The following is a 25,722-nucleotide window of genomic DNA, read 5'->3' as shown; positions in this document are numbered from 1 at the left end:
ATGTCAAACCGAATTGACTCGGCACGAGGTCGTCGCCGGGGATTGCGAATGAACCGCGAGCTGGTCTAGGGTGCTTTGCTGATGGCTGTCTGCCTGCGCAGCCACCCCAGACCGTTATGCAGTGCGCTCGTCAAGGGCTTAGGTAGCGACGACCTGTGCAACTCTCTGAAGGCGCATGGGAGATTCCCTTACAAGCTCTGATCCACAGGAGTGGCTACCGCGGTCGCGTCAAACGGCTCATCGAATTGATAGCCCCTGGCATCATGCACCTGCCACGCGCCATCGCCCAAGAACCGCAACACATGGGTATGGTGGCGCAACACGGCGGCGCGGTGGGCAATGCTGATCAGGGTGGCGCCGCTGGCGCGCAGGCGTCCGTAGAGCGAAGCTTCATTGCCGCTGTCGAGCGCGCTGGTCGCTTCGTCCAGGATGATGATGCTGGGCTGGTGCACCAACACGCGGCCGAAGGCCAGGCGCTGCTGTTCGCCGACCGACAACAGCTTTTCCCAGTCACGCACGGCATCCAGCCCACCCACCTGGTCGGCCAGTCGCGGCAGATGCACCTGGTCCAGAATCTCCAATAGCTCATCGTCGCTCAAATGCGAACGCGCGCTCGGGTAGATGAGCTGGCTGCGCAGGGTGCCAAGCTGCAGATAGGGTTGCTGGGGAAGAAAGAAGAAATCTTCCATTGGCGGGTGCCAGATCACGCCGCTGCCGGTGTTCCACAGGCCCGCAATCGCACGCAGCAGCGAGCTTTTGCCACAACCGCTGTCGCCGGTGATCAGCAGCGCGTCGCCCGGCTTCATGGCCAGGTCCAGGTCCTTGATGAGCACCCGTTCGTACTGTGGCGGATACAGGGTCAGCGATTCCAGCGACAGGTGCGTGCCCGGACGCCGCTGGATGCGCGGGTGCTTGTTGTCGGCCACGGCCGCGGGCACGGCGGGGGAGAGCAGGAGGTCGGACAAGGCTTGCAGGCGGCCGATGCCCGCGACGAAACGGCTCAGGCTCTCGAAGTTATCGACAATGACGCCCACGGCGCCGAGCACGGCGGTGAATGCACCCGCCGCCTGTACCGCCCGGCCCACTTCCAGTTCGCCCGACAGCACGTCGTTGGCGAGGATCATGCCCGGCAGCACCAACGTGAGCTGGCTGAACCCGCGCTGGAACAAGTTCAGGTCACGCTGCTTTTTGATCAACTGGGCAAAATTGTGGATCACCTTGTGGAACGTGCCGTCGATGTGCGCCCGCTCCTGGGCTTCGCCACGGTAGAAGGCGATGGATTCGGCGTTCTCGCGCAGGCGCATCAGGCTGAAGCGGAAGTCCGCCTCGCGCCGCAGCTGCCAGAAGTTCAGGTGGATCAGCGGGTTGCCGAATGCGTACAGGGCAATGGCGGTGCCCACCAGTGCATACACCGTCAGCACGCCGACCAGCAAATGCGAAATCGACCACAGCACGGCGCTGAAGGCCACCAGCTGCATGATGGATCCCAGGAAGATCAGCAGGAAGTGGATGGAGCGGCCGGTGAAGGTGTTGATGTCTTCGCTGATACGCTGGTCCGGGTTGTCGATCTCGCTGTCGTATCCGAGTTCGTAGTATTTACGTCCTTTCAGGTAGCCATCGAGGAAGCGCCCCGTCAGCCAACGTCGCCACTGGTTCGCGAACAGGTCGCGCATGTAGTAGTAGAAGGCATAGGTCGGCACCGCAAAGGCCAGGGTGAGCAGGCAGGCGCGCACCGCGTGCCAGAACCGGTCGCCTTCCTTGGCCGCCAGCGCTGAGGTCATCTCGCCGGCCTGGTTGTTCAGCATGACGGCCAGCTTGGTATCGACCAGCATCAGGACGATCAGGAGCAGGAGCATGAACCACGCCGTCCGCCATTCGTCCCCCAGCCAATACGGTTTTGCCACATTGACGAACTGCTTCCATGCGGCCAGCGACAAGCGCGCGGTCTGGCGTCTTTTCTTCGGTACCGCTGTGGTCGCGGTGTCAGGGGTGGTCATTTGCGGCGGGGAAGCGTCATTCAGAACCCCGAGCATACCACCGGGCCGCTAATCCGTTCAGTGCGGAAACGGACAAAGCAGAGCCTAATCTACCGTATGGCCCGCCAGCGGGAGCACGATTTCGATGCGGGTGCCGGGCGGCTCGTCGCTGGTGATGGTGATTTCGCCGTTCATGGCCCACACGCGCTCGCGCATGCCGATCAGGCCCAACGATTCGGCCTTTTCCATGTCCTCGGTGCGGATGCCGCGGCCGTCGTCGCGGATCTGGATCAAGAGTTCCCCGTTCAGGCGGTACAGGTTCATGGTCACGTTGTGCGCGTTGGCATGGCGCGCGATGTTGGTCAGCGCCTCTTGCACGATGCGAAAGATCGCCGTGCTGGCCGCGTCGTCCAGCCGCAGCTCCGCTTCGTCCGCGAACAGCGAGGCCGGAATGCCGTGGCGCTCGACGAAATCGTCGCGCAGGCCCTGCAAGGCAAAGTAGAGGCCGCCTTCGTCCAGCGCGCGCGGGCGCAGGTTGGTGGCAATGCGGCGCAGCGAGGTGATGGCGGTGAGGAGGTTGTTTTCCATGCCCGCCATGAGCTTGAGCGAATCGGGCGTGTTGCCGTCCGCCTGCTGCAACAGCGTCAGGTCCATGCGCAGCGAGGCCAGGATCTGGCCCAGGTCGTCGTGCAGCTCGCGCGCGATGTAGGCGCGTTCTTCCTCGCGGATGGTCTGCAGCGCCGCCGACAGCTGGCGCAGCTGGTCGCGCGAGCGCGACAGCTTTTGCTGGACCATGTGGCGTTCGGTCACGTCGCGCAGGATGATGGTGTGCAGCGGCCGGCCGTTGCGGTAGCTGGTGGAAATGGACCCTTCGATCGGGAACAGCTGGCCGCTGCCGCGCACGCCGGTGGCCGCGCAATCGCTGCCGCGCCGGCCGGCCCGGCTGCCGCTGGCGCGAAACCAGGTGGTGACCACGCCGCTGGCGCCGGCTGGCGGGTGCAGGTAGCGGGTCAAGGGCTGGCCGCGCATTTCCCAGGTGGTGGACAAAAACATGCCGGCCGCCGACGGGTTGGCGAGCACAATCTGGTTGTCCTCGTCCACCGTGATGATGGCCTCGCTGGCGTTGTTGACGATTTCCTCGCTGTGGGCCGAGAACCGCGGCCCCGAGCGACGTTCCTGGCGCGCAAACCACGCTCCACCGACACAGCCGAGCACGAACATGGCCACGCCCCACCCACGAGAACGGGCTCCGGGTTTCTTGTTCATGTGAAATGCCTGTTGTTGGCCCGCTAACGCGGACGCAACCTCTACATTAAGGCGGCGGCAGGCAACAGTGATTGATGCGCGACAAAGGGGCAGGGCGCCCCTTCGCCTACATCTGCTTGAACAGGTGCAGGAAGCTGCGGCTCACTTCCAGCCGCTCCGGGCGCCCCTTGACCATGACCAGGTGGCGGCCGCGGATGTCCCGCGTGACCCCCTCGATCGCGTTCACGTTGACCAGGGTGGCGCGGTGGATCTGCCAGAACAGCGACGGGTCCAGCTCTTCCGCCAGGTCGCGCACGGGCTTTCGGATCAGCGCTTCGAACTTTTCGGTCTGCACGCAGGTGTATTTTTCGTCGGAGCGGAAGAACAGGATCTCCTCGACCGGGATCATGCGCAGGTCCTGGCCGATGCTGGCCTGGATCCATTGCAGGTATTTCTGCTTGGGCGCGGCCACCTTCTCGGCGATCTGCGACAACAGCGCGGTAACGCTGTCGTTGACCTGTTCCCTGGGCCCGGCCAGGCGTTCCTTCAGGCGGTCCACGGTCACTTTCAGGCGCTCGGTCTCGGTCGGCTTGAGCAGGTAGTCCACGGCGCCGCGCTCGAACGCCTCGACCGCGTACTGGTCGTAGGCCGTCACGAACACGATGTGGCTCTGGTCGCCGATCTCGCGCGCGGCCTCCATGCCGGTCTTGCCGGGCATGCGAATGTCGAGGAAGGTCAGGTCGGGCTTGAGCTTGGCCACCAGCTCCACTGCCTCTTCGCCGTTCTTGGCCTCGCCTAGGATTTCCAGCTCCGGCCACACTTCGGAAAGGCGCATGCGCAGCTGGTCGCGCATCAGTCGTTCGTCGTCGGCAATAATCGCGGTAGGCATGGTCGAAGTCCGGTCAAATCAGTCGAGTGTTAATTATTCAATAAAAATGGTGTGCCGTGCAATAGATGATGCCGTATATCACTTCGCGCCGGCGAGCTGGTAGGGAATTTCGATGGTAGCGATCACGCCGGTCGGGCTGTTGGCCGCGATCAGCAGCTGGCCCGCCTCGCCGTGCAGCAGCTTGAGGCGTTCGCGGATATTGGTCAGGCCCAGGCCGGTGCCGTTGCTGGGCATGACGCCAAAGCCCACGCCGTTGTCGGCCACCGTCACGCGCAGCTTGTTGTGGGCCACCTCGGCCATCACCTTCAGCGTGCCGCCTTCCGGCTTGCATTCCAGCCCGTGCTTGATCGCGTTCTCGACCAGCGATTGCAGCATCATCGGCGGAAAGGCGGCGGTGCGCAGGCCCTCGGGAATGTCGATTGCGACCGTCAGGCGCTCTTCCATGCGCATCTTGAGCAGGGCGAGGTAGGCGGTGACCATGTCCACCTCGCGCCCCAGGTTGGTGGTCAGGTTCGAGTCGCGCATTTGCGGCAGCACGGCGCGCAAGTACTGGATCAGGCTGCGCTGCATGGCCGAGGCGCGCGGCGGGTTGGTCTCGATCAGGTGTTCCACCGAGGCGAGGGTATTGAACAGGAAATGCGGCTCGACCTGGGCCTGCATCATCTGCATCTTTGCTTCCGACAGCTGGCGCTGCATCGATTCGCGCTCGGCAGCGGCGGTGGCGGTCTGGGTTGCCAGTTCGGCGCGCTTCTTGCCGCCCACCAGCGCCTTGGTGCCGAACAGGGCCAGCATCAGCAGCCACACGAAGCTGGTGAACCAGGTCGAGGCCTGCTTGTGGTAGCGGCTGACCTTGGCCTCGGCCGCGTCGTCCACGGCCTGCTCGATCGCATCGGACAGCTCCTGGCCGATCTGCGGCGGCAGGTCGATGTGGACCTCGTCGCCGTTCTCGGTATGGACCGTGGGCTTGCCGTTGCCCTTCTTCGGCAGGTCCGGCGCCGCGCCCGGTTTGGACTGCTCGGCGCCTGGCGCCTCCGGCTCGCCGGGGCGGCTCTTGTTGGTCGGGTTGAAATGGATGCCGCTGTCGTCGATCAGGATGCTCGGCTGCTGCGCCTTTTTGCCGGGATGGCGTTCGGTGCGCACGATTTCCTCGTCCGACGAGCTCGAGAACAGCTCTTCCTGCACGATGGCGGCGGCGATCAGCGTCAGCGCGGCAAACAGGAAGAACTTCCACCACGACAGCTGGCTGACCCAGGTCGCGACGCGGTCGAAGGCGCGGTAGAGCCAGGACAGGATGCTCGAAATCGTTTGCGGTGTGGATTGCCGTGCTTGCATGTTCAAGGTCGTCGGATCATATAGTTCTTGCAACCGGCCAGTGTAACCCGCCGTTGCCGCCACGCCCCAGCCGGGTTTGCCGGTTCTGGAACAATTGTTGGGACAATGCAACTGTATGCCCGCCGCGCCCGGAACCCAAGCCTTGTGCGACAGCCTGCAGGAATCACGGTCTGGAATGCACGGACGGATTGCTGCCGAGCAAACGGCCGAGCAAAACCTGTAAAGCGGAAACTTTGCAAGGTATGATGGGGAAACGTGTCCTGGCCACGCCAGCCCCCAGCTTCGTTTTCGATGAAAGGGTTTGCCGATGACTGCCGTCTCCCCCAAATTCCGCCTTGTGACCCGCAGCGATTTTGATGGCCTGGTCTGCGCGGTCCTGCTCAAGCACCTGGACCTGATCGACGACATCCTGTTTGTCCATCCCAAGGACATGCAGGACGGGAAAATCGCGATCGGCCCGCGCGACATCACGACCAACCTGCCGTACGTGGCCGGTGCACACCTGGTGTTCGACCACCACCTGTCCGAAACGATACGCAACAGCGCCCGGCACCAGAACCATGTGATCGACCCCAGGGCGCCGTCGGCCGCGCGCGTGGTGTATGACTACTACGGTGGGGCCAGGGCGTTCCCGGCGGCGTGGAAGGAGATGATGGCGGCGGTGGACAAGGGCGACTCGGCCCAATTCACGCGCGCCGAGGTGCTGGACCCGAAGGGCTGGGATTTGCTGAACTTTTTGATGGACGCGCGCACCGGGCTGGGACGGTTCAGGAACTTCCGCATTTCCAATTACCAGCTGATGATGGACCTGATCGAGCACTGCAGGCACCTGTCGATCGATGCCATCATGCAGTTGCCGGACGTGCGCGAGCGCAGCGCCATGTACATGGAGCACAACGCGCGCTGCCAGGAACAGATTCGCCGCTGCGCCAGCGTGCACAAGAACCTCGTGGTGCTCGACCTGCGCGCGGAGGAAACGATCTACGCCGGCAACCGCTTCCTGATCTACGCGTTGTTCCCGGAGACGAACATCTCGATCCATGTGCTGTGGGGACTGAAGAACCAGAACACCGTGTTCGCGACCGGCAAGTCGATCCTGAACCGCACGTCCCGGACCAACATCGGCGCGCTGATGCTCGAATACGGCGGGGGCGGGCACGAGAATGCCGGCACCTGCCAGGTGTCCAACGAGATTGCCGAAGAAGTGCTGGGGGCGCTGATCCAGCGCATTACCAGCGAAGGCTAAAGCCGCTCGGATCCGTAGGGTGGGCTCTCGAGCCCACGCGTCAAGCACGCGGCGCGTATCACCGCGTGGGCTCGGGAGCCCACCCTACGCAAACTGGCGCGCCCTGAGCAGCTCGCACGCCTGCTCTTCCGGCAGCGGCTCGCTGAACCACGTGCCCTGGATCTGGTCGCAGCCGTTGGACGCCAGGAACTCCATCTGCGCGCGCGTCTCCACCGCCTCGCCGATCACCGCCATCTCCAGGTTGTGGCCGATGTCGATCAGCGTCTTGACTAGCTTGCCGGTCGGCTTGGCATCCGCCGCGGCATGCACGGTCGAGCGCGCCAGCTTGACTTGCGCCACGTCCAGCTGCTCCAGGAAGGCGAGGTCGCAAATGCCGTGCCCGAACGCATCCACCGTCAGCGGCGTGCCCAGCGAGCGCAGCTGCGCGGCCACGTCGCGCCCCAGGCCGGGGTTGCGGATCAGCGCCTCCTCGCGCAGCTCCACTTCCAGGTTGTGCGGCGACAGCCCGAAGCGCCGCAGCCGCTCGCCGATTCCGGCCACGAAGTCGTGCTGGCAGTACTCGCGCTGCGACACGTTCACCGACAGCGGCAACTCGCCATAGCCGAGCTGCTTGAGCCGGTCGAGGAAGGCGCAGGCCTGGTCCAGCACGCGGTTGCCGATCGGGACGATGGTCCCGCTTTCCTCGGCCTCGGCCAAAAACGCGGACGGCAGCAGCACCCCGTTTTCCGGATGCCGCCAGCGCAGCAGCGCCTCGAAGCCGCGCACCTTGCCCGAGCGCAGATCGACGCGCGGCTGGTAGACCAGGAACAGTTCATCGCGCTCGAGCGCCTCGCGCATGCCGTTTTCCAGGCGCTGCTTGGCCTCGGTGGTCGATTTCATGTCGGCCGAGAAGAACGCAACCTCGTTGCGGCCGCTGGCCTTGGCGTGGTACATCGCCACGTCGGATGCGCGCACCAGGTCGGCCGTCGTGACGCCGTCGTGCGGGTACACCGACACCCCCAGGCTGGCGCCGACGGGAATTTCCTTGCGGTTGAACGAGACCGGCATCGTCAGCGCGCTGCGCACGCGTTCGATCATGCGCAGGGTGTAGCGCAGCGAGGGCTGGTTGACCAGCACCAGCACGAACTCGTCGCCGGACAGGCGCGACACCGTGTCGCTGTCGCGCACCGAGGCCTGCAGGCGCTTGGCGACGACCTTGAGCACCACGTCGCCGGCTTCGTGCCCGAAGGTGTCGTTGACGCTCTTGAAGTTGTTCAGGTCGATCAGCACCACGGCCACCAGCGATTTGTGGCGCTGCGCCAGGTGCAGCGACTGTTCCAGCCGGTCCCACAGCAGGTTGCGGTTGGCAAGGCCCGTCAGCGGGTCGTGGTTGACCTCGTGCTCCAGGTGTGCGGTGCGCTGCTTGGTGGCCGTCACGTCGTTGATGACGCCAATGAAATGGGTCACGCGCCCGGTTTCGTCGGTCACCGGCGTGATGTTCAGGTCGTTCCAGAACAGTTCGCCGTTCTTGCGTCTGTTGCGAAACACCACGTTGACGGCGCGGCGCCCGTCGAGCGCTTCGCGCACCTGGTTGCGCTCGTTGCTGTCCATGTCGGGGGCGGCCATGAAGCGCGGGTCGCGCCCGATCACCTCGGCCGCGCTGTAGCCGGTGATGCGCTCGAACGCCGGGTTGACGTATTCGATCGGGTGGTCGCGGCGCTCGCAGCCGGTGATGACGATGCCGTTGCTGGCCGCATGCAGCGCCCGTTCGCGCAGGCGCAGCTGCTGTTCCTGTTCGCGCCGTTCGCTGATGTCCAGCCCCATGCCGAACAGGTAGTCGCCGCCGATGCAGGGCACCCGCGTGCCGCACAGCAGCATCGGGATTTCGCGGCCGCTGCGGGTGATGTGGTCGGCCTCGATCTGGGTTTCCTTGCCTTCGTCGAACACTTGCCGGATCGCTTCGGCGATGCGCGGCCGCTCCTTGACGTCGAAAAACTCGAGCGCGTTGGCCGCGGCCAGTTCATCCGGCGTCATCTCGGCCAGGCGTTCGAGGTTGCGGTTCCACAGCACAAAGCGGCGGTCGCGGTTGAGGGCGTAAAAGGTGCCGGGGAACATTTCGACAATCTTGCTCATCGGCGTGCGGGCGACGCGCGCAGCTTCGGATTCTTCCGTGCCGACCGAGGTCACGCTGGCCACGCAGCCCTCGAAGGCGGCGGCGGCGTCGTATTGCGGGGCAAGGTTCAAGCTGACCGGCCCGCCGCAGGCAGGCATGCCGACCGTGAGTTCGCCCGGATGACCGGCCGCCACCAGTTGGGTCCAGCGCTCGGACCACTCGCCGCGCGAGGCCGCGTCGAGCAGGGTGCAAACGGTTTGCCCGATGGCCTGGCTGGCCGCCAGGCCGAACAATGCCTCGCAGTTTGCGTTCCAGCTGACGATCTTCCCGGATTGGTCGACGAGAAAGGAGGTTCGCTCCCTCGGCTCCGTGCTGAACATGCGATCTCCCTCCGGCGAAGTGCCCGTGCTTTCCATTGGACACCGGGATTTCCGCGGCGTTCCTCCTGTTGTGGAAAAGCCGGTAAAAAAGACCGAGCTACTGATGCGGAACGTAGGGAGGGCAGCGTGTCTGCCCACGCGTCCAGATCACATGAGGTCTGCAGCGCGGCGGAGATTTGAACGCGTGGGCAGCAAGCTGCCCACCCTACGGTGCTTCCCCAAAAAAATTGGCCACGGGTGACGTGGCCATTCGGTGGTGCGGGCAGCAGGCTCAGGCCGCCGCGGCGTCTTCGCGCGGGGGCAGGGCGACCTCGTTGTTGATGCTGAACTGGTAGTCCTTGAACACGTGCTCTGCCGACAGGACCTGGTAGCTGCCGTCGGCCAGCTTGTGGGTCGTGTCCTTCAGGCGGTAGGTGGTCGAGCCGCAGGTCCAGCAGTTGAAGTTGCGCATGTGCGTGCACAGGCAGGTCTTGTCCATCACTGAGATGTTCTTCTCGCCCGGATGCGCCAGCACCTCGCGGTTGTACGAGTTGATGTAGGCGCAGTTGCCGGTCGCGTCCAGCAGGTAGCCGTACGACTCGCAGCCGGGGCGGATGCCCGAGCCGATCGCCGGCGTCTGGCGCAGCATGCGCATCGGGTAGCCGGTCGGCGACACGCCGTTGACGATGATGTCTTCCTCGCTGGCCTTGAAGTATTCCTGCTTGACGTTGTAGGGCAGGCCGCACTCGTGGGTGACGGTGAAGCGGGTGGCCACCTGCACGCCGCCGGCGCCTTTTTCCAGGAAGCCCACGGCATCGGTGCCGGTGAAGATGCCGCCGGCCGCGATCAGCGGAATGGACAGCTCTTCCTTGGCCAGGAAGGCATGGATCTCGTCCATGATGGTGTGCAGGTCGTACTGGGCCCAGTCCATGCCGAAGCCGAGGTGGCCGCCGGCCAGCGGGCCTTCGACGATCACGAAGTCGGGCAGGCGGTTCAGGCGCGCCACCTTCTTCAGGAACAGCTGCAGCGCGCGCACCGACGACACGATGATGCCCAGCTGGGCATCACGGAAGCGCGGGTGGTCCTTGATCAGCTCGAACGAGCCCAGGTGCAGGCCGGCCGACATGGTGATGCCGTCGATGCCCGCATCCAGCGCGGAGGCCAGGCGCGTGCGCAGCGTCTCCTTGGGCGCGTTCATGGTCAGCTTTTCCATGCAGTTCACGAAGATCAGGCCGTCGCCCTTTTTCGCTTCCATGGTCGCGCCCACGTGCAGGCGGGTGGCCTCGGCCAGGCGGTCCAGGTCGAACTGGACCACGGACTTGTCCATGTTGTTGATGTTGAACTTGTAGAGCTTGGTCTTGTCCTTGACGAAGGTGGTGTCGAACTTGCGGTCCGACACGTCCGGCACCATGGCATCGGAAATGTGGCCGATGCCGCCCAGGCGCGCCGCTTCCAGCGCCAGCTCCGAGGTCGAGATGTCCACGCCCATTCCGCCGATCATGATGGGCACATATTCCTTGTTGCCCAGACGCAGGCGAAAATCATCAACACGTTTCATTGCTATCCTTAACTGCCCCTTGGTCCTGCTGAGGTACCGCCGGTGAAATTTACGCGGCCATCATTCTACCCCAACGCAAGAGGGCAAAACGCGGCCGTGACCCTTTAACGACAGGGTTTTGAGCGAACGACCGTTCTTTTAATCGCTAATCGCGGAAGTTGTTGAACTCCAGCGGCAAATCCGTCACATCCTTGCGCAGCATGGCGATCGCGGCCTGCAGGTCGTCGCGCTTGGCGCCCGAGACGCGCACCGACTCGCCCTGGATGCTGGCCTGCACCTTCATCTTGCTTTCCTTGATCAGCTTGGTGATCTTCTTGGCGTCCTCGGTTTCGATACCGTTGCGCACCTTGATCACCTGCTTGACCTTGTCGCCGCCGATCTTTTCGACCTTGCCTTCGTCCAGGAAGCGCACGTCCACCTTGCGCTTGGTCATTTTGTTGACCAGGATGTCCTTGACCTGGCCGAGCTGGAATTCGGAGTCGCCCGTGATGGTCAGCTCGCGTTCCTTCTGTTCGATCTTGGCGCCGGTGCCCTTCAGGTCGAAGCGGGTAATGATTTCCTTTTCGGTCTGCTCGACAGCGTTTTTCACTTCGACCATGTTTGCTTCGCAAACGACATCAAAAGATGGCATGGTGGGAATCCTCTTGCAAATTTAAGAATGGCGATATTCTAACGGACAACCCGGCCCCAGGCCTTGAACGCGGCCGGCTTTTTTGCCGGACGGGCACGCTTTTGCCACTATAATCGGACGCACTTGCGGCCGCTTCATCCCCAATTCCATGCCAGACCTTGCCATTGCTTCCGATTTTTCGCTCGCTTCCCTGAACACCTTCGGCATTGCCGCGCGCGCCCGGCGTTACCTGCGCGTGACGGCGGCGCCGCAACTGGCCGCCGCGCTGGCCGATCCAGGTCTGGCCGCGCTGCCGCGGCTGGTGCTCGGCGGCGGCAGCAACCTGCTGTTCACCCGCGACTTCGACGGCTTGGTGCTGCACATGGCGCTGGCCGGCCGCGAGATCGTGGGCGAGGAAAACGGCTGCACCCTGGTGCGCGCCGCCGCCGGCGAAAACTGGCATGATTTCGTCCAGTGGACGCTGGCGCAGGGCCTGGGCGGGCTCGAGAACCTGTCGCTGATCCCGGGCACGGTGGGCGCGGCGCCAATACAGAACATTGGTGCGTATGGTGCGGAAATCAAGGACCTGTTCCATGCGCTGACGGTGTTCGACACCGCCAGCGGCCAAACGCGCACCCTGCGCGCCGCCGACTGCCGTTTCGGCTACCGCGACAGTGTGTTCAAGCATGCGGAAGGGGCGGGACTGATCGTGCTGGACGTCACCTTTGCGCTGCCCACGGCATGGCAGCCGAACCTGAAATATGCCGAGCTGGCCAACGAGCTGGCCGGCATCGCAGCGCCGAGCGCGCGCCAGGTGGCCGACGCGGTGATCGCGATCCGCCGCCGCAAGCTGCCCGACCCGGCCGTGATCGGCAATGCCGGCAGCTTCTTCAAGAACCCGGTGGTGCCGGGCGCGCAGTGCGAACATCTGCTACAGGCGTTCCCGAACCTGGTCCACCACCGGCAGCCGGACGGCAGCGAAAAACTGGCCGCCGGCTGGCTGATCGACCAGTGCGGGTGGAAGGGCAGGAACATGGGTGCGGCCGGCGTGTATCCGAAGCAGGCGCTGGTCCTGGTCAACAACGGCGGGGCGAGCGGGGAGGACGTGGTGCGGTTGGCGCGCGCGATCCAGGCCGATGTGCTGGCGCGTTACGGCGTGCAGCTGGAACCCGAGCCGGTCTTCGTCTAGGGGAGGATAAGACGTGAAAGCGATTGTCACCGGACACACCAAGGGACTGGGCGCGGCGATCGCGCGCGAGCTGCTGGGGCGCGGCGTGCCCGTGCTCGGGATCGCGCGCGGGCGCTCGGACGCACTGGCTGCCGATTTTCCCGCCCTGCTGGAGCAAATGGTGTTCGACCTGGCCGACGCCGACGCGCTGGGCGCGTGGCTGTCGTCCAATGCGCTGCAGGCCTACCTGCAGGGCTGCGGCACCGCACTCCTGGTCAACAACGCCGGCGTGGTCAGCCCCGTCGGGGCGCTGCGCGAGCAGGACCCGCAGGCGGTGATGCGCGCGGTGTCGCTGAACGTGGCCGCGCCAATGGCGCTGGCATCTGCCGTGGTGCGCGCCGCCGCAGGTGTCGAGAAGCGGATCGTGCACATCTCGAGCGGGGCGGGGCGCAACGCCTATCCCGGCTGGAGCGTCTACTGCGCCACCAAGGCCGCATTGGACATGCATGCGCAAGCCACCGCGCTCGATGGCGACAGCAGCGTGCGCATGTGCAGCCTGGCGCCGGGTGTGATCGATACCGGCATGCAGGCCGAGATCCGCGCCACGCCGGAAGCGAACTTCCCGATGCGCGAGCGGTTCGTGCAGCTGAAGGCGGCGGGACAGCTCACGCCGCCGGAGGATTGCGCGCGCGGCGTCGTCGATTACCTGCTCTCGGCTGGCTTTGGCAGCAAGCCGGTGGCCGACCTGCGCAATCTCTGATTCGCCAGCATAACCCGTCGTCCCCGCGCAGGCGGGGACCCATAGACCTCCTGCATGCGCGCTCAGCATGGGTTCCCGCCTGCGCGGGAACGACGTAGCTCGGGTAGTTGGCTTATTTGCTGACCTTGGCCCCGGCCAGCTGCGCCACGGCCGCCAACGTCGTCTGCGCCGCGTTCAGGCCGAGCAGAAAGTCCTTGTCCGAATAAGTGGTGAACACGTCGCTCGGCTGGTGCCAGTTCGGGTCCCAGCCGGCGCCGATGTGCATGCCGCGCTCGTTCTCGCGCAGCGAAATCGACGGCACCAGGTCCATGAACGGGGTGGAGTCGGTGTTGGTCATGTGCGGGCCCACCACGGCCGGGTAATTGGTCGCGTACTTGCCGTTGGCGGCATGGAAGAACCACGCCAGCTTTGCCGACCCATCGGCCAGCTTCGAGTTGGACTGGAACTCGATGTTCACGTCCGCCTCCAGCCGCTGCTCTTTCGGCGACTCGAACACCGGCTGGCCCTTCGCGTCGAGCACCGGGCGGCCTTGCGCGTCGCGCTTGGGCACCGGCATGCCGTGGTCCCACAACATCATGTCGTGCTGGATCAGGCCCAGCCATTTGGGCTCCGGATACTTGCCCGAACCCTTGGGCGACTCGATGCCCTGCAAGTCGCGGCGCTGCTCCACGTAGGCGCGCGAACCGTTCAGGCCCGTCTCTTCGTTGTTCCACAGCGCGAAGCGGATCGAGCGCTCGGTCTCCACGCCGGGCGCGCTGAAGATGCGCGCCAGTTCCATCACCAGCGCGGTGCCCGAGCCGTCGTCGTTGGCGGCCTCGCCAAAGCCCATGCCGTCCATGTGCGCGCTGACGATGTACATCTCTTCCGGGTGCGTCTTGCCGACCTTCGTGCAGTAGATGTCGTGGCGCTTCGAGGTGCCGGCCGGCGCGGGCTCGGCGTCGAGCGCGCGGATGCGTTCGTCCGGCTGCAGCATCGGATCATTGTTGACGCCTGTCGGCGCGCGGTTGCCGAACAGCGTGCTGCCGCCCTGGCCGGCCGGGCCGCCGCGGCCACCCTCGGGCTGCGGACGCGGCGCGGCGTTGGCCGGGCGTGGCGCCGGCTGCGTGAAGTCGTAGGCCAGCCGTTCGATGTTGGTGCAGCCGTAGGACTTGAGCTGCGCCTCGATCCAGTCGAGCGCATCGCGGTTGCGCTGCGTACCCTGGCGGCGGTCGCCGAATTGGGTCAGCCCCTTGATCGTGGCCTTGTACTTTTCCAGGTCGAGCTGGCTGACGAGGACGTGGACCGGGTCGGCGGCCTGGGCCTGCGCGGACGGGATGGCGAGGGCCAGCGATGCGCCCAACGCGCAGCAGGCAGCGAACATGGATGGTTTGTGCATGGGGTGTCTCCCGTTGTCGTTGTTGTTCTGGCCGGCGCCGTCAGTGGGCGGCGGCGATCACGCGGTTGCGGCCACGCGCCTTGGCCGCATACAGCGCCTTGTCGGCGATGGCGAGCAGCTCGGCGGGAGTGCTGTCGCTGGCGGGCACCACGCTGGCCACGCCGATCGACAGCGTGACCATGCCGCACTCTGCACCGGGATGGTCGAGCCCGAGCCGCTCGATGCGCGCGCGGCAGCTCTCGGCAAGGCGGGCGGCGCCGTCGATGTTCGTGTCCGGCAGCAGCACGGCGAATTCTTCGCCGCCGTAACGGGCAGCCAGGTCGGCCGGGCGCTTCAGGCAGCCCACCAGCGCGCCCGCCGTCTGTTGCAGGCACAGGTCGCCCGCCGGGTGGCCCAGCGCGTCGTTGTACAGCTTGAAGTTGTCGATGTCGCACAGCAGCAGCGACAGCGGCATCTTGCTGCGCATCGCGCGCTGCCACTCGGCCGCGATGGTCTCGTCGAAGCGGCGGCGGTTGGCGATGCCGGTCAAGCCGTCCAGCGCGGCCAGCTTGCGCAGTGCCGCGTTGGCGCGTTCCAGTTCGGCCTGGCTTTCGGCCAGGCGGCGGAAGGCGTCGTTGCGCTCCAGGCGGCTGACGTAGCCGGCCGAGTGGTAGCGCAGGCGCGCCAGCAGCTCGATCCGGTCGGGCAGCTTGACCAGGTAGTCGTTGGCGCCGACCGCGAACCCGTGGGCCTTGAGCTTGGCGTCCTCGCGCGCGGACAGCACGATCACCGGGACATGGCGCAGCGCAGGGTCCTCGCGGTAGGCACGGATCACGTCGAAGCCGTCGGTGCCGGGCACCACCAGGTCCTGCAGGATCACGGTGGGCGCCACCTCGCGCGCGGTGGCGAGCGCCCTGGCGCCGTCGGTTACGTAGTGGAACTCGATGTCGGGCTGGCCGGCGAGCATGCGGCGCAGCGCCTCGACGATGATGAGCTGGTCGTCGACCAGCAGCACCCGCACCTTGGCGGCTTGCTCGTTCGGTTGGGGTGGGGTGGCGTCGGTCATTACGGTATCGCGGGTGCGCATCGTTTCAGGCTGGGCCGGGCATTGTAGCCTGCAACAGGCTGTTCATGTGCCCGAGCGGCAGGATCTGGGCCGCCGCGCCCAGTTCCGCGGCGGCGCGCGGCATGCCGTACACCGCGCTCGAGGCCTGGTCCTGCGCGATGGTCTGCTTGCCGGCGCGGCGCAGCGCGAGCAGGCCGGCGGCGCCGTCGCGGCCGATGCCGGTCAGGAGAAAGGCCATCGCCTCGTGCGGCCAGTGCTGGGCCACGGAGTCGAAGAACACGTCCACCGACGGCCGGTACACCAGGTCGCGCGGTTCGGCGTGGTAGCGCAGGCGCAGGTCGGGCGACAGCAGCAGGTGGTCGTTGGTGCGCGCGACCAGCACCTGGCCGCCGGCCAGCAGGTCGCCTTCCTCGGCGGCGCGCACCTTCATCGCCACCTGCTTGCCGAGCCAATGGACGAACTGGCCGGCGAACGCGGCGTCGATGTGCTGCACCACGACCACTGCCACGTCCGCCGGCGCCTGCCATTGGCCGAGCAGGGTGCTGATCGCCAGCGGGCCGCCGGTGGAGGCGCCGATCGCCACCAGCCGGCGCACGCCGTTGGCGGTTTCCGGCAGCAGCGCCTGGCGCGCGGGCTTGCCCGCCAGCTTGCCGATGGTGCGGATCTTGTCGAGCAGCTCGGCGCCGCTTGCGCGTCCCAGCAGCACTGGCGTGGCGGTCACGTCGAGCGCACCGGCACCGAGCGCGCGGAACACCTGGCCCACGTGGTCCTTGGGGTCGGCGGTCACGACCAGGATGGCGCACGGGGCGCGGCGCATGATTTCGCGCGTCGCCTCGATGCCGTCCAGGCCCGGCATGAACAGGTCCATCAGCAGCAGGTCGGGCCGGTCCTCGAGGCACAGGCGCAGCGCCTCGTTGCCGTCGCGCGCGATCCACGCCACCTCGTGGCCGGTTCCGGTGGCGATCACCCGGCGCAGCGCCTCGGCCGAGGCGCGCGAATCGTTGGCGATGGCGATCCTCATCGCCAGGGCGGGCCGATCAGGTCGGACACGGCGTCGAGCAGGGCGCTGTCGTGGAAGCTGCCCTTGGCCAGGTAGTAGTCGGCCCCGGCCTGCAGGCCGCGCGCGCGGTCCTCGGGACGGTCCTTGTACGAGACGATCATCACCGGCATGCGCTGCAGGCGCGGGTCGGCGCGCACCAGCGTGACCAGCTCGATGCCGTCCATGCGCGGCATGTCGATGTCGCTCACCAGCAGGTCGTAGTCGGCGCTGCGCAGCATGTTCCAGCCGTCCATGCCGTCCAGCGCGACGTCCACGTGGTAGCCGCGCGCGGCCAGCAGCTTGCGCTCCATTTCGCGCACGGTGAGCGAATCGTCCACCACCAGGATGCGCCGCACCCCGGCCTTGTTCCCGCGCGGCTGGTCCACGCGCTGCAGCGCGCCTTCGGACAGCAGCTTGCCGATCGAGACCAGCAGCGAGGGCAGGTCGAGGATCAGCACCGGGGCGCCGTCGTCGAGCAGCGCGCCGGCGGCGATGTCGCGCAGGGTGCCGAAGACCGGTTCGAGCGGCTGGGCGGTGAGGCTCTGCTCGCCCAGGATCGCGTCCACCGCCAGCGCATGGCGTTCGCGGCCGCTGCCGATGACCACCAGCGCAAGCTCGTCCGCCGGCTCGGGCGCGCCGAGCGCCAGCACCTGGGCTGCCGCCACCACGCCCACGTGCTGGCCATCGAGTTCGAAGAACTGGTTGCCGCCGAGCGTGGACAGCGCCGCCTGCGGCAGCTTGAGCACGCGTTCGACGCGCGCGATCGGCAGCGCGTAGGGCTCGCCCTGCACCTCGACGATGAGCGCGCGCACGATCGACTGCGTGAGCGGCAGTGTGAGCACGAGGCCGAAGCCCTGGCCCGGCTGCGACTGCGCGCGCAGCGACCCGTTGAGCGCGACCGCCAGCTCGTGCACCACGTCCAGGCCCACGCCGCGGCCGGACAGTTCGTTCGCGCTTTCCTTCAGGCTGAAGCCGGGCAGGAACAGGAACTCCATCAGCTCGGCATCCGACAGCGCGGCGGCGATGGCGGGCGTGGCGCGCCGGTGGCGCACGGCGGCGGCGCGGATGCGTTCCGAGTCCACCCCGCGGCCGTCGTCCGCAATCGAGATCACGAGCATGCCGCCGCGATGGCGCGCGTCGATGCGGATCACGCCTTCGGCCGGCTTGCCGGCCGCCACGCGCTCGTCGGGCATTTCCAGCCCGTGGTCGAGGGCGTTGCGCAGCACCTGGTTGAGCGCATTCTCGATGCGCGGCAGGACGGTGCGGTCGACCAGCGTGGTGTCGCCGGTGATCTCGAGCCGCGCCTGTTTGCCAAGGCTGCGCGCAAGGTCGCGCACCAGCCGCGCAAACGCGCGGGTGCCGTCGCCGAAGTGGCACATGCGCAGGGCCAGCACCTCGTCCACCAGGCGGGTGGAGACGGTGCTGGCGTTGCGCTCGTACTGCTCGGCCTCGGCGATGTGGCGCAGCAGGACGCCCTTGAGCGGCTGCGCCTGGCTCAGCGCGGCCGAGGACAGCGCGAGCAGCCGCGGGTCGCCGTGGGCGGCGGCCGCTTCGTGCAGCTGTTCGATCAGGGCCAGCATGCCGGCCTGGCTGCGCTTGTAGCGATGCAGCGAATCGATCCAGGGCTGCAGCTGGCGCGCCTGCAGGCGGCTTTGGCTGGCCAGGGCCAGCAGCTCGTCGGCCGTGTCGGCGGGCGCCGGCGGCACCGGGGGCAGGGGGGCGGCAGGCGCCGTGCCTGGAACCGGCGTGGCACCGGGTGCCTCGCCGCGCGCGATCGCGCCGATGGCGTGCTCGATCGCGGCCTCGTTGGCGGCCAGCCAGTCCTGCGCCTGCGCTTCGTCCACCTTGGCCAGGCCAAGCAGCAGGTCCACGCCGGCCAGCAGCGCGTCGATGCGGCCGGACGGCACGGCTTGCTGGTGGCTCAACGCGAGCAGCGCGTCTTCCATCGCATGCGCCAGTTGCACCGCCGGATCGAGCCCGACGATTGCGGCGGCGCCCTTGATCGAATGGGCCGCGCGCATCAGCGGTTCGAGCGCGCCGGGACCCGCGCCGCGTTCGAGCGCGAGCAGGCCGTCGGTGAGCGCGCGGGCCTGGGCCTCGGCCTCCATCCGGAACAGGTCGAACAGCGAAAAGGCGCTCAGGTCCTGGTCCGGGCTCATTTCAGCAGCTCCCACAAGCGTGCGGCGACCTGCTCGCCATTGAGTACGCCCACCTGCAAGCCGTCGTACGCCAGCACCCCGTCCAGGTGCGCGGGCCTCGGGCGCTCGACCGTGGCCGCCGGCGCGGCCAGTTGCGCGCGGGCGTAACGCACCATGCCATGCAGTTCATCCACCGGCACGGCGCAAGCCTGGCCGTTCGCGTCGACGATGAGCAGGCGCGCGAACACGTGGCGGCCGCAAATTTCCGGGGCGGCGGCGCCGTCGATGCCCAGCAGGGGGGCAAGCGAGAGCGCCGGCAGCAGGCGTCCGCCGACATTGGTCACGCCCAGCAGCCCGGCGGCGCTGCGGTGCGGGATCCGGTGGGCGGGCGCGAGCGGCGCCACCGACAGCACCATGGCCGAAGGCAGGGCCAGCCACTCGTGGCCGATGCGCAGCACGATCGCGCTGGCGTCGCCGGTTTGCGCCTGGGCCGGTGGCTGGCGCAGCTGTTCGGCCCAGAACGCGCGGTAGCTCGGTTCCACCGGCCGCTGCATGGTGCGCTGGGCCGCCTCGGCATACGCCGGGCAGTTGCGGCAGTGGGCGTGGCGCGCCAGTTCGGCGCAGCTGCGGTCGCCCGCGACGCCCACGCGGTTCCAGCAGCCGTGTTCGGGGTAGGCGGTGCCGTTCATGCAGCCCGGCTCCCGTCAGCGCCTGCTTGTGAGCGCGCCGCGCGCTGGCGGTAGATCGCCGCCTGCGCCGGCTCGCCCGCCTCCTCGGCCAACAGCGCCAGCGCGCACAGCGCATCGTAATGGCGCGGGGCCAGGTACAGGCAGTGGCGCAAGTGGCGCTCGGCGCTGCGCGCGTCGCGCTGGCACTGGCTCACCATGCCAAGGATGAAGTGCGCGTCCGGCTCGTCCGGGGTGCGCGCGATCAGGGCCTGGCATGTGGCGGCGGCCTCGCGCAGCTGGCCACCATCGGCCTGCCGGCGCGCGAGCGCGAGCAGCTCTGGCGTGGCGGGAGTTGCTTCGGCCGGGGCCGGCGGCGTGGGGCGCGGTGCCGCCTTGAGCGCAACCGGCGCAATGGTCCGCAAGCCCTGCCTGGGACGCGCCGCCGGCGCAACCGCGGGCGGGCAGCCCTGTTTGTGCAGCGCGAACGCGCCGGCCAGCGGCAATTGCGCAAAACCGTGCCGGCATAGCACCGGCGCTTCCGCCGGGCCGGCAAGCAGCATGCCGGCATGCGATAGCAGCCGGCCCAGGATATCGGCAGCGCGGGCAATGCCGGCGTCGTCGAAGTAGATCAGCAGGTTGCGGCAGAATACGACGTCGTAGCGCCCGGCGTTGGTCGCCATGTCCAGCGCGAACAAATTGCCCTGGCTGATGTGGACATGGGCGCGGATCTCCTCGCGCAGCAGGTAGCCGCCGCCGTCCTGGCTGAAGTGGCGGTCGCGGAAGCCAAGGCCGGCGCCGCGAAAGGCGTTGCGCGTGTAGTGGCCGGCGCGGGCACGGGCAACCGAGGCGGCCGACAGGTCGATCGCGTCGATGCGCCAGGATGCGGGCGGCACGCCGGCGTCGTGCAGCGCCATCGCCATCGAATACGGCTCCTCGCCGCCGGCGCAGGGGACCGACAGGATGCGCGCCACGTGGCCCGGGTGGCGCGCCAGCTGGGCGGTCACGTGCGACACCGCGGCCTTGAACGCGGCCGGGTCGCGGAACATCCACGATTCCGGGACCACCACCAGCTCGGCCAGCTCGTGCAGCTCGGGCCCGGCCAGCAGTGCCAGGTATTCGGCGCGGGTGGCGACACCGAGGCTCTCCATGCGCTCGCGCAGCGCGCGCTCGAGCGTGGCCGCGTCCAGGTCCAGCCCGGTCTCGCGCAGCAGGATATCGTGCGCGTTCATGCGGCCTCTCCCTCGGGCTGGAACAGCAGGGCGCGCACGTGCTCAGGCAGCAGCGCGTCGATGTCCACCAATTGCAGCATGCCGCGCTCGCTACTTGCGACCACGCCGAGGAAGGGCGCGGCGGCCACGCCGCTGGGCGCAAGGCGGGCCTCGTCCAGCGTTTCGACGCCGGACACGCGTTCAGCCTTGAGCGCCAGCTTTTTCATCGCGCCACCCGGCGCCGGGTAATCGACCAGCAGGAAGCGCGTGTCGTAGCGCACCGCGTCCGGCGTGTGGCCGGCAAGGCGCGACAGGTCCACCACCGGGACCGGCTCGCCGTGCAGGTCCAGCAGGCCCGCCACATAGTCCGGCGCGAGCGGCAGGCGCGCCAGCTGCGCCACCGGCAGCACACGCGTCACCAGCGCCAGGGGCAAGGCGAAGCGCTCGCGGCCGATGTGGAACACCAGTACCTTCATCGGCTGCTCAGGCGCTCACCGAAAAATTCGCGACCGACGACTGCAATTCGCCGGCGGCGTACTGCAGCTCGTGCACCGCCTCGCTGGTGGCCTTGAGCGAATCGACCGTCTGCTGGGTGGCGTCCGAGAGCTGCATCATGGTTTCGGTAATCTGCTGCGCGCCAACCGCCTGCGACTGCATCCCCTGCAGCACCAAGTCGAAGCGCGGCGTGAGCTGGCGCACCTGTTCCATCACCGAGCCAAGCTGGAGGGCGACCTGGCGCGCCTCGCCGACGCTGCGGCGGATCTCTTCGGAGAACTTGTCCATGCCCATGACGCTGGCCGATACCGCCGACTGCATCTCCTTGAGCATCTGTTCGATGTCCCAGGTCGACACCGAGGTCTGGTCGGCCAGGCGCCGGATCTCGGTGGCCACCACGGCAAAGCCGCGCCCGGCCTCGCCCGCACGCTCGGCCTCGATCGCCGCGTTCAGCGACAGGATGTTGGTCTGGTCCGCCACCTTGGTGATGGTGGTGAGCACGCTGTTGATGTTGTTCGCCTTTTCGGACAGGGCGGCCAGCTTGGCGGTGATCGAATCGGTTGCCGCCACCATGTTCTGCATGGTTTGGTCCATGCGCTGCAGGTTGTCCTGGGCGCCCGCGGTGGCGCTGGTGGTCGATTCGGCCACGGTGGTGGCTTCTTCCATCGTGCGCAGCAGCTGCGAGGTGTTGGCCTCGATCTCGCGCGTGGTGGACAGGATCTCGACGCTGGTCTGGGCCTGTTCGACGCCGGTCGCTTCCTGCTGGCGCGCGGCGGCGGCGATCTGGGTGGCCGAGGTGGTGACCTGGATGCCGGCGGCCTGCACGTTGTTGATCAGGCTGCGCAGGTTGTTGAACATGGTGTCCAGGCCTTCGCCCAAACGCCCGATGGCGTCGCTGCCGCGGATCGCCGTGCCCCCGGTCAGGTCGCCGGACGCGGCGCGCGACACGGCGCCGAGCAGCGCGTCCACCTTCGCGCGCAGTTCGCGCGTGCTGGCCTGTTCCTTGGCCTGGCTGTCCTCGATGGCCTGCGCCATGCGGTTGAATTCAAGGGCGACCTGGCCCAGTTCGTCGTTGGAGTTCACCTCGGCGCGCGCCGCCTGGTTGCCGGCGGCGATTTCACGCGCGGCGCCGGTCAGGCGCTGCAGCGGCAGGGCGAGGGCGCGCAGCAGGCCCCATGCGATCAGCACGGCCAGCACGATCGTCACGGCGCCGCCGAGCCACAGGGACAGGGCCATCTGCGCTTCGACTTCCTCGGCGTTGCGGGTGCGGATCGCCATCAGGCGCTGCTCCTCGGTCTCGACCTGGCGGATGATCTCGCGTAACGAGGCGACCGTGCGCGCGCCGGACAGCACCGCGTTGTAGGTGCCGGTGGCGTCCGGCAAGCGGCCGGCCTTTGCCGCGGTGCGGGTGCGCTCGATCTGCGGCAGGATGGCGTCGTCCATCCATTTGTCCAGCACCGGCTGCAGCTGCTTCAGGCGCGCCTGCTGGCCGGGGTTATCGGCGGTGAGGGCAATGGCGCGGGTCAGGTGGTCGATCGCCTTGCGGTATTCCGCCGTGATCGGCTCGACCAGGCTTTCGTCGCTGGTGAGCAGGAAGCCGCGGGTGGAAGTCTGTACCTGCAGTACGGAGGTGGCGACGTGGTTCGCTTCGAGCAGCACTTCTAGCGTGTGGCGGTTCCAGTCGTCGGCTTCGGACAGGCTGCGGAAGTTGTGCAGCGCGAGCGCCAGGAGGAAGAGAATGCTGGCGACCATCGCGCCCAGGCCAAAGGTCAGCTTATTCTTGATACTCAGGTTTTTCGGCATGGATGCTCCGTCTTGAATCCTGCGACTGTACCAGTTTTCGGGCACAGCTCAAGCATTCGGTGCGGCGACGGCACAACAAATATGCGGTGCCGCGGCCGACTTTGTAAGCTCCGTGTTAAATCGTGCCGGCCAGGGGCGCCAGGCCGTGGCGGGCGCGGGCGCGCTGGCATTTGTCGTCACCCGGCTGCACCTCGCGGCACGGGCCCGGCCGCTGTTGGTACACGCCGCAGGCCATCGGGCCACCCGTGCCGGCGCCCAGCGCAACGCAGCGCGGGCTGCTGGCGTTGGTGCCGGCCATGCAGGAGATGTGCGGGGTGACGCGTTCGACCATGGACGAGGGCAGGCCGCGCTCGTCCGCTTCGGCCCAGTAGAACGAGACGCGGTAGGTCATGCAGCAGGCGCCGCACGACAGGCAGGGATTGTCGGCTTGGTTGCTCATGGTGGGGCGATCTTACACAAGCCGGGCGTTGGCACGCAATCCTGGCGTGCTGTCCTTCCGCCTCAGGATGCCTGCCTGAGCCAGTCCTCGTACAGCGCGCGGTTTTCCTCCGTGGTGAGCGGATAGAGCCCGATGACGCTGGCCCCGTTTCTCACGCGCTCGAGCACGAACTCCTCGTAGCGGTTCATCTCGACGGCGTCACGCGCGATGTCGGCCGCCAGGTGGGCCGGGATGCAAACCACGCCGTCATCGTCGCCGACCATGATATCGCCAGGGTAGATGGGTACGCCGCCGCAGCCGATCGGCGCATTGATGTCAAGCGCATGGTGGCGTATGAGGTTGGTCGGCGCGGAGGGGCCGGAGCACCATGCCGGTATCTGGAGCGCGGCGATGCTGGTGGCGTCGCGCAGGCCGCCGTCGGTGACGATGCCGGCCACGCCGCGCACCTGCATGCGGGTGGCGAGGATGCTGCCGGCCGACGCCACCGTCGTGTCGCCCCGGCAGTCCATCACCAGCACGGCGCCTTCCGGAATCTCCTCGACCGCCACGCGCTGCGGATGGCGCGGGTCGAGGAAGGCGTCCACGCCGTCCAGGTCCTCGCGCGCGGGGATGTAGCGCAGCGTGTAGGCCGGGCCGACCATGCGCTGGCCGGTCCTGAGCGGACGCGCGCCCTGCACGAAGACATTGCGCAAGCCGCGCTTGTACAGCAGGGTGGTGAGGGTGGACGTGGCGATCGTCGCCAGGGCCGCCAGCGTTTCGCGCGATACGGTCGTGTTCATGGTTGTTCCCTGCGTTCGAAGACGGTGTGGCTGAAGGTGATGTGCTCGGCCGTGATGTGCTGCTGCTGGTAGTACTGCTCCCACTTGGCCGCCTCGATGGTATGGGCTTGCGTGGCGGGGTCCAGCGCCTGCAGGTAGTCGCCGAACTTGAAGTAGATGGCGCGGCTGTCCTGCTTCACTTGCGTGGGCTCGGTCTGCCGGGTGCCGTCTGCCGCCGTGGTGACCGTGACCTGCGCTTGGCCGGCGTTCAGTGCAATGTCGAGATCGAAGCTTTCGCCCGAACGGACCGTGCCCAGCGCGGTTGCCGTCTCCGCGCCGGCGGCGCCCGTGATGCGCGCGATGATGTCGAACACGCCGTTGTTGGCCTTTCCATCCAGGCCTTTGCGCTCGGACGTGTCTTGCACATAGACTTTCAGGATGGTATCCAGGCCCACTGCGTGGTACTGGGCGACGATGGACTTGGCGCCGTCCGGCAGCGATGGCGTGACGCGGGCAGAGAAGTGTTCGCGCGTTTGGGCGGCGCTGTGGCGCAGGCGGTCGGCGATCTTCAGTTCGTTGCGGTAGCCGTGCCCATGACCGGAGTCGTATTTCGACTCGAGCGCGCTGAATACCAGTGTTCCCGGGGCGCGGTAGGGTGGCTTGCCTTCCAGGTCAAACAGGCGTTCCAGCGTGGACTGCGGGGTGTAATCCTGCGCGGCAGCGCTCACTGCGCAGGACAGGAGCGCACAGGCGACGGCCTTCATTTGAGCATACTTTCAAGCAGCGGCTGCATGGCGTCGGCCCACAGCTGGTAGCCCGCGGGGCCCGGATGCAGCTGGTCCGGCATGATCGAGTTCGGAATGCGCCCGTCCTGGCCCAGGAAGACCGGCGTGATGTCGAGGTAGCGAATGGACTTGCCGTCGTCCAGCCGGGCCAGCTGCTGGTTGACCGCCGTGATGGTCTTCATGCGCCTGGCCGCCTCGTCGACCAGCTCCGGCGTGACCGGGCCTCCCTTGGCATTGCGCGGGCCGCGCGGGAAAATGCCAAGGACGAGGATCTTCGTGTTCGGCAGCCTGGCGCGGATCATGCCGACGATCTTGCGGTCGGCGGCGGCGATTTCGTCGGCCGTGTAATCGAGGCTGTTGTTCGTCCCGAGCATCAGTACCGTGACCTTGGGCGACAGGCCATCGAGCTCGCCGTGTTCGATCTGCCAGATCACGTTTTGCGTGCGGTCGCCGCCGATGCCGAAATTGGCTGGCTGGTACTTGCCGTAATAGTGGTCCCAGATGTGCGGCGCGACGCGCCAGCGCTCAGTGATGGAGTCGCCCACGAACAGCAGGCCTATCGGGCTCTTGCCGCGTTCCAGGAAGCTGGCGTGCTTTTTCAGGAACACGCCGTTGTCCTGCTTTTCGAAGGCTTCCGAGGCGCTGAGCCTGGACGGGGCTTGCGCGTACGTGGGGCCGGCGGCCAATGCAATGGCCAGCAGCAGGGCGGTGGTGAAGGTCCTCTTCATTCTTGG

The 25,722-nt window shown here is 67.2% G+C and carries 22 protein-coding genes; 3 read left to right on the top strand and 19 right to left on the bottom strand.

The genetic code is table 11. The features are described from left to right. Positions 1-188: 188 nt before the first annotated feature. The 4 genes from NX774_RS11080 to NX774_RS11065 form a co-directional block, all read right to left on the bottom strand. Positions 189-1,997, bottom strand: a complete 1,809-nt coding sequence (locus NX774_RS11080; protein ID WP_258822231.1) for an ABC transporter ATP-binding protein/permease — start codon at positions 1,995-1,997, stop codon at positions 189-191. A gap of 84 nt (positions 1,998-2,081) precedes the next feature. Further along, entirely contained in the window at positions 2,082-3,242 is a 1,161-nt protein-coding gene (locus tag NX774_RS11075; RefSeq protein WP_258822230.1) for a PAS domain-containing sensor histidine kinase, read from the bottom strand. Positions 3,243-3,348: 106 nt separating this feature from the next. Next, positions 3,349-4,110, bottom strand: coding sequence for a LytR/AlgR family response regulator transcription factor (locus NX774_RS11070; RefSeq protein ID WP_258822229.1), 762 nt, complete (start codon positions 4,108-4,110; stop codon positions 3,349-3,351). Between the two features lie 78 nt (positions 4,111-4,188). Then, positions 4,189-5,442, bottom strand: coding sequence for a sensor histidine kinase (locus NX774_RS11065; protein ID WP_258822228.1), 1,254 nt, complete (start codon positions 5,440-5,442; stop codon positions 4,189-4,191). Between the two features lie 307 nt (positions 5,443-5,749). On the opposite strand from NX774_RS11065, the gene NX774_RS11060 reads away from it, so the two are divergent. Continuing rightward, positions 5,750-6,688 carry an exopolyphosphatase gene (locus NX774_RS11060; protein WP_258822227.1) on the top strand — a complete coding sequence of 313 codons (939 nt, stop codon included), beginning with the start codon at positions 5,750-5,752 and terminating at the stop codon, positions 6,686-6,688. Positions 6,689-6,772: 84 nt separating this feature from the next. Here NX774_RS11060 and NX774_RS11055 read toward each other — a convergent pair whose 3' ends face one another. The 3 genes from NX774_RS11055 to NX774_RS11045 all read right to left on the bottom strand — a co-directional run bounded on the left by NX774_RS11055 (position 6,773) and on the right by NX774_RS11045 (position 11,328). Next, positions 6,773-9,160, bottom strand: a complete 2,388-nt coding sequence (locus NX774_RS11055; protein WP_258822226.1) for a sensor domain-containing protein — start codon at positions 9,158-9,160, stop codon at positions 6,773-6,775. A 271-nt stretch (positions 9,161-9,431) separates the two neighbouring features. Beyond that, entirely contained in the window at positions 9,432-10,697 is a 1,266-nt protein-coding gene (locus tag NX774_RS11050) for a nitronate monooxygenase (RefSeq protein WP_258822225.1), read from the bottom strand. 145 nt (positions 10,698-10,842) lie between these two features. Further along, positions 10,843-11,328, bottom strand: coding sequence for a YajQ family cyclic di-GMP-binding protein (locus NX774_RS11045; RefSeq protein ID WP_258822224.1), 486 nt, complete (start codon positions 11,326-11,328; stop codon positions 10,843-10,845). A 148-nt stretch (positions 11,329-11,476) separates the two neighbouring features. Between NX774_RS11045 and murB the strand changes: the two genes are divergently transcribed. Both murB and NX774_RS11035 read left to right on the top strand, forming a co-directional pair. Then, on the top strand, positions 11,477-12,496 hold the full coding sequence (gene murB, locus NX774_RS11040; RefSeq protein WP_258822223.1) for a UDP-N-acetylmuramate dehydrogenase: 1,020 nt from the start codon (positions 11,477-11,479) through the stop codon (positions 12,494-12,496). A 13-nt stretch (positions 12,497-12,509) separates the two neighbouring features. After that, the gene (locus NX774_RS11035) at positions 12,510-13,235 is read left to right on the top strand and encodes an SDR family oxidoreductase (RefSeq protein ID WP_258822222.1); all 726 of its coding nucleotides are present in this window, start codon (positions 12,510-12,512) and stop codon (positions 13,233-13,235) included. Positions 13,236-13,347: 112 nt separating this feature from the next. On the opposite strand, the gene NX774_RS11030 is transcribed toward NX774_RS11035, so the two are convergent. The 12 genes from NX774_RS11030 to NX774_RS10975 form a co-directional block, all read right to left on the bottom strand. Then, on the bottom strand, positions 13,348-14,610 hold the full coding sequence (locus tag NX774_RS11030; RefSeq protein ID WP_258822221.1) for a M20/M25/M40 family metallo-hydrolase: 1,263 nt from the start codon (positions 14,608-14,610) through the stop codon (positions 13,348-13,350). 40 nt (positions 14,611-14,650) lie between these two features. After that, positions 14,651-15,655, bottom strand: a complete 1,005-nt coding sequence (locus tag NX774_RS11025; RefSeq protein WP_258822220.1) for a diguanylate cyclase domain-containing protein — start codon at positions 15,653-15,655, stop codon at positions 14,651-14,653. A gap of 25 nt (positions 15,656-15,680) precedes the next feature. Then, positions 15,681-16,676 carry a chemotaxis-specific protein-glutamate methyltransferase CheB gene (gene cheB, locus NX774_RS11020; protein ID WP_258822219.1) on the bottom strand — a complete coding sequence of 332 codons (996 nt, stop codon included), beginning with the start codon at positions 16,674-16,676 and terminating at the stop codon, positions 15,681-15,683. Continuing rightward, entirely contained in the window at positions 16,673-18,853 is a 2,181-nt protein-coding gene (locus tag NX774_RS11015; RefSeq protein ID WP_258822218.1) for a hybrid sensor histidine kinase/response regulator, read from the bottom strand. Before NX774_RS11015 ends, cheB begins: the two co-directional genes overlap by 4 nt. Then, a complete protein-coding gene (locus NX774_RS11010) occupies positions 18,850-19,521 on the bottom strand; it encodes a chemotaxis protein CheW (protein ID WP_258822217.1) in 672 nt (223 codons plus the stop codon). The genes NX774_RS11015 and NX774_RS11010 overlap by 4 nt, the downstream gene beginning before the upstream one ends. Next, positions 19,518-20,729: a CheR family methyltransferase gene (locus tag NX774_RS11005; RefSeq protein ID WP_258822216.1), complete on the bottom strand. Its 1,212-nt coding sequence runs from the start codon at positions 20,727-20,729 to the stop codon at positions 19,518-19,520. The genes NX774_RS11010 and NX774_RS11005 overlap by 4 nt, the downstream gene beginning before the upstream one ends. After that, complete coding sequence (locus NX774_RS11000) at positions 20,726-21,184, bottom strand: chemotaxis protein CheW (RefSeq protein ID WP_258822215.1); 459 nt, start codon at positions 21,182-21,184, stop codon at positions 20,726-20,728. Before NX774_RS11000 ends, NX774_RS11005 begins: the two co-directional genes overlap by 4 nt. A gap of 7 nt (positions 21,185-21,191) precedes the next feature. After that, entirely contained in the window at positions 21,192-23,006 is a 1,815-nt protein-coding gene (locus tag NX774_RS10995; RefSeq protein WP_258822214.1) for a methyl-accepting chemotaxis protein, read from the bottom strand. A 115-nt stretch (positions 23,007-23,121) separates the two neighbouring features. After that, positions 23,122-23,445, bottom strand: a complete 324-nt coding sequence (locus NX774_RS10990) for a YkgJ family cysteine cluster protein (protein ID WP_258822213.1) — start codon at positions 23,443-23,445, stop codon at positions 23,122-23,124. Positions 23,446-23,507: 62 nt separating this feature from the next. Then, positions 23,508-24,224 (bottom strand): ribonuclease activity regulator RraA, encoded by a 717-nt coding sequence (locus tag NX774_RS10985; RefSeq protein ID WP_258822212.1) that lies wholly within the window; start codon positions 24,222-24,224, stop codon positions 23,508-23,510. Beyond that, positions 24,221-24,967 (bottom strand): polysaccharide lyase family 7 protein, encoded by a 747-nt coding sequence (locus NX774_RS10980; RefSeq protein WP_258822211.1) that lies wholly within the window; start codon positions 24,965-24,967, stop codon positions 24,221-24,223. The genes NX774_RS10985 and NX774_RS10980 overlap by 4 nt, the downstream gene beginning before the upstream one ends. Continuing rightward, positions 24,964-25,716, bottom strand: coding sequence for a GDSL-type esterase/lipase family protein (locus NX774_RS10975; RefSeq protein ID WP_258822210.1), 753 nt, complete (start codon positions 25,714-25,716; stop codon positions 24,964-24,966). The genes NX774_RS10980 and NX774_RS10975 overlap by 4 nt, the downstream gene beginning before the upstream one ends. Between the last annotated feature and the right edge of the window lie 6 nt (positions 25,717-25,722).

This window comes from Massilia agilis, from assembly GCF_024756255.1.
In the GTDB taxonomy this organism is placed as follows: domain Bacteria; phylum Pseudomonadota; class Gammaproteobacteria; order Burkholderiales; family Burkholderiaceae_D; genus Telluria; species Telluria agilis.
Note: the sequence above shows the minus strand (reverse complement) of the source record. Positions and strands in the feature narration are given on the sequence as shown.

Excerpts from the sequence above, each read along its gene's own strand:
- NX774_RS11080 (WP_258822231.1), bottom strand. The coding sequence starts at position 1,997 with ATGACCACCCCTGACACCGCGACCACAGCGGTACCGAAGAAAAGACGC.
- NX774_RS11075 (WP_258822230.1), bottom strand. The coding sequence starts at position 3,242 with ATGAACAAGAAACCCGGAGCCCGTTCTCGTGGGTGGGGCGTGGCCATG.
- NX774_RS11070 (WP_258822229.1), bottom strand. The coding sequence starts at position 4,110 with ATGCCTACCGCGATTATTGCCGACGACGAACGACTGATGCGCGACCAG.
- NX774_RS11065 (WP_258822228.1), bottom strand. The coding sequence starts at position 5,442 with ATGCAAGCACGGCAATCCACACCGCAAACGATTTCGAGCATCCTGTCC.
- NX774_RS11060 (WP_258822227.1), top strand. The coding sequence starts at position 5,750 with ATGACTGCCGTCTCCCCCAAATTCCGCCTTGTGACCCGCAGCGATTTT.
- NX774_RS11055 (WP_258822226.1), bottom strand. The coding sequence starts at position 9,160 with ATGTTCAGCACGGAGCCGAGGGAGCGAACCTCCTTTCTCGTCGACCAA.
- NX774_RS11050 (WP_258822225.1), bottom strand. The coding sequence starts at position 10,697 with ATGAAACGTGTTGATGATTTTCGCCTGCGTCTGGGCAACAAGGAATAT.
- NX774_RS11045 (WP_258822224.1), bottom strand. The coding sequence starts at position 11,328 with ATGCCATCTTTTGATGTCGTTTGCGAAGCAAACATGGTCGAAGTGAAA.
- murB (WP_258822223.1), top strand. The coding sequence starts at position 11,477 with ATGCCAGACCTTGCCATTGCTTCCGATTTTTCGCTCGCTTCCCTGAAC.
- NX774_RS11030 (WP_258822221.1), bottom strand. The coding sequence starts at position 14,610 with ATGCACAAACCATCCATGTTCGCTGCCTGCTGCGCGTTGGGCGCATCG.
- NX774_RS11025 (WP_258822220.1), bottom strand. The coding sequence starts at position 15,655 with ATGACCGACGCCACCCCACCCCAACCGAACGAGCAAGCCGCCAAGGTG.
- cheB (WP_258822219.1), bottom strand. The coding sequence starts at position 16,676 with ATGAGGATCGCCATCGCCAACGATTCGCGCGCCTCGGCCGAGGCGCTG.
- NX774_RS11015 (WP_258822218.1), bottom strand. The coding sequence starts at position 18,853 with ATGAGCCCGGACCAGGACCTGAGCGCCTTTTCGCTGTTCGACCTGTTC.
- NX774_RS11010 (WP_258822217.1), bottom strand. The coding sequence starts at position 19,521 with ATGAACGGCACCGCCTACCCCGAACACGGCTGCTGGAACCGCGTGGGC.
- NX774_RS11005 (WP_258822216.1), bottom strand. The coding sequence starts at position 20,729 with ATGAACGCGCACGATATCCTGCTGCGCGAGACCGGGCTGGACCTGGAC.
- NX774_RS11000 (WP_258822215.1), bottom strand. The coding sequence starts at position 21,184 with ATGAAGGTACTGGTGTTCCACATCGGCCGCGAGCGCTTCGCCTTGCCC.
- NX774_RS10995 (WP_258822214.1), bottom strand. The coding sequence starts at position 23,006 with ATGCCGAAAAACCTGAGTATCAAGAATAAGCTGACCTTTGGCCTGGGC.
- NX774_RS10990 (WP_258822213.1), bottom strand. The coding sequence starts at position 23,445 with ATGAGCAACCAAGCCGACAATCCCTGCCTGTCGTGCGGCGCCTGCTGC.
- NX774_RS10985 (WP_258822212.1), bottom strand. The coding sequence starts at position 24,224 with ATGAACACGACCGTATCGCGCGAAACGCTGGCGGCCCTGGCGACGATC.
- NX774_RS10980 (WP_258822211.1), bottom strand. The coding sequence starts at position 24,967 with ATGAAGGCCGTCGCCTGTGCGCTCCTGTCCTGCGCAGTGAGCGCTGCC.
- NX774_RS10975 (WP_258822210.1), bottom strand. The coding sequence starts at position 25,716 with ATGAAGAGGACCTTCACCACCGCCCTGCTGCTGGCCATTGCATTGGCC.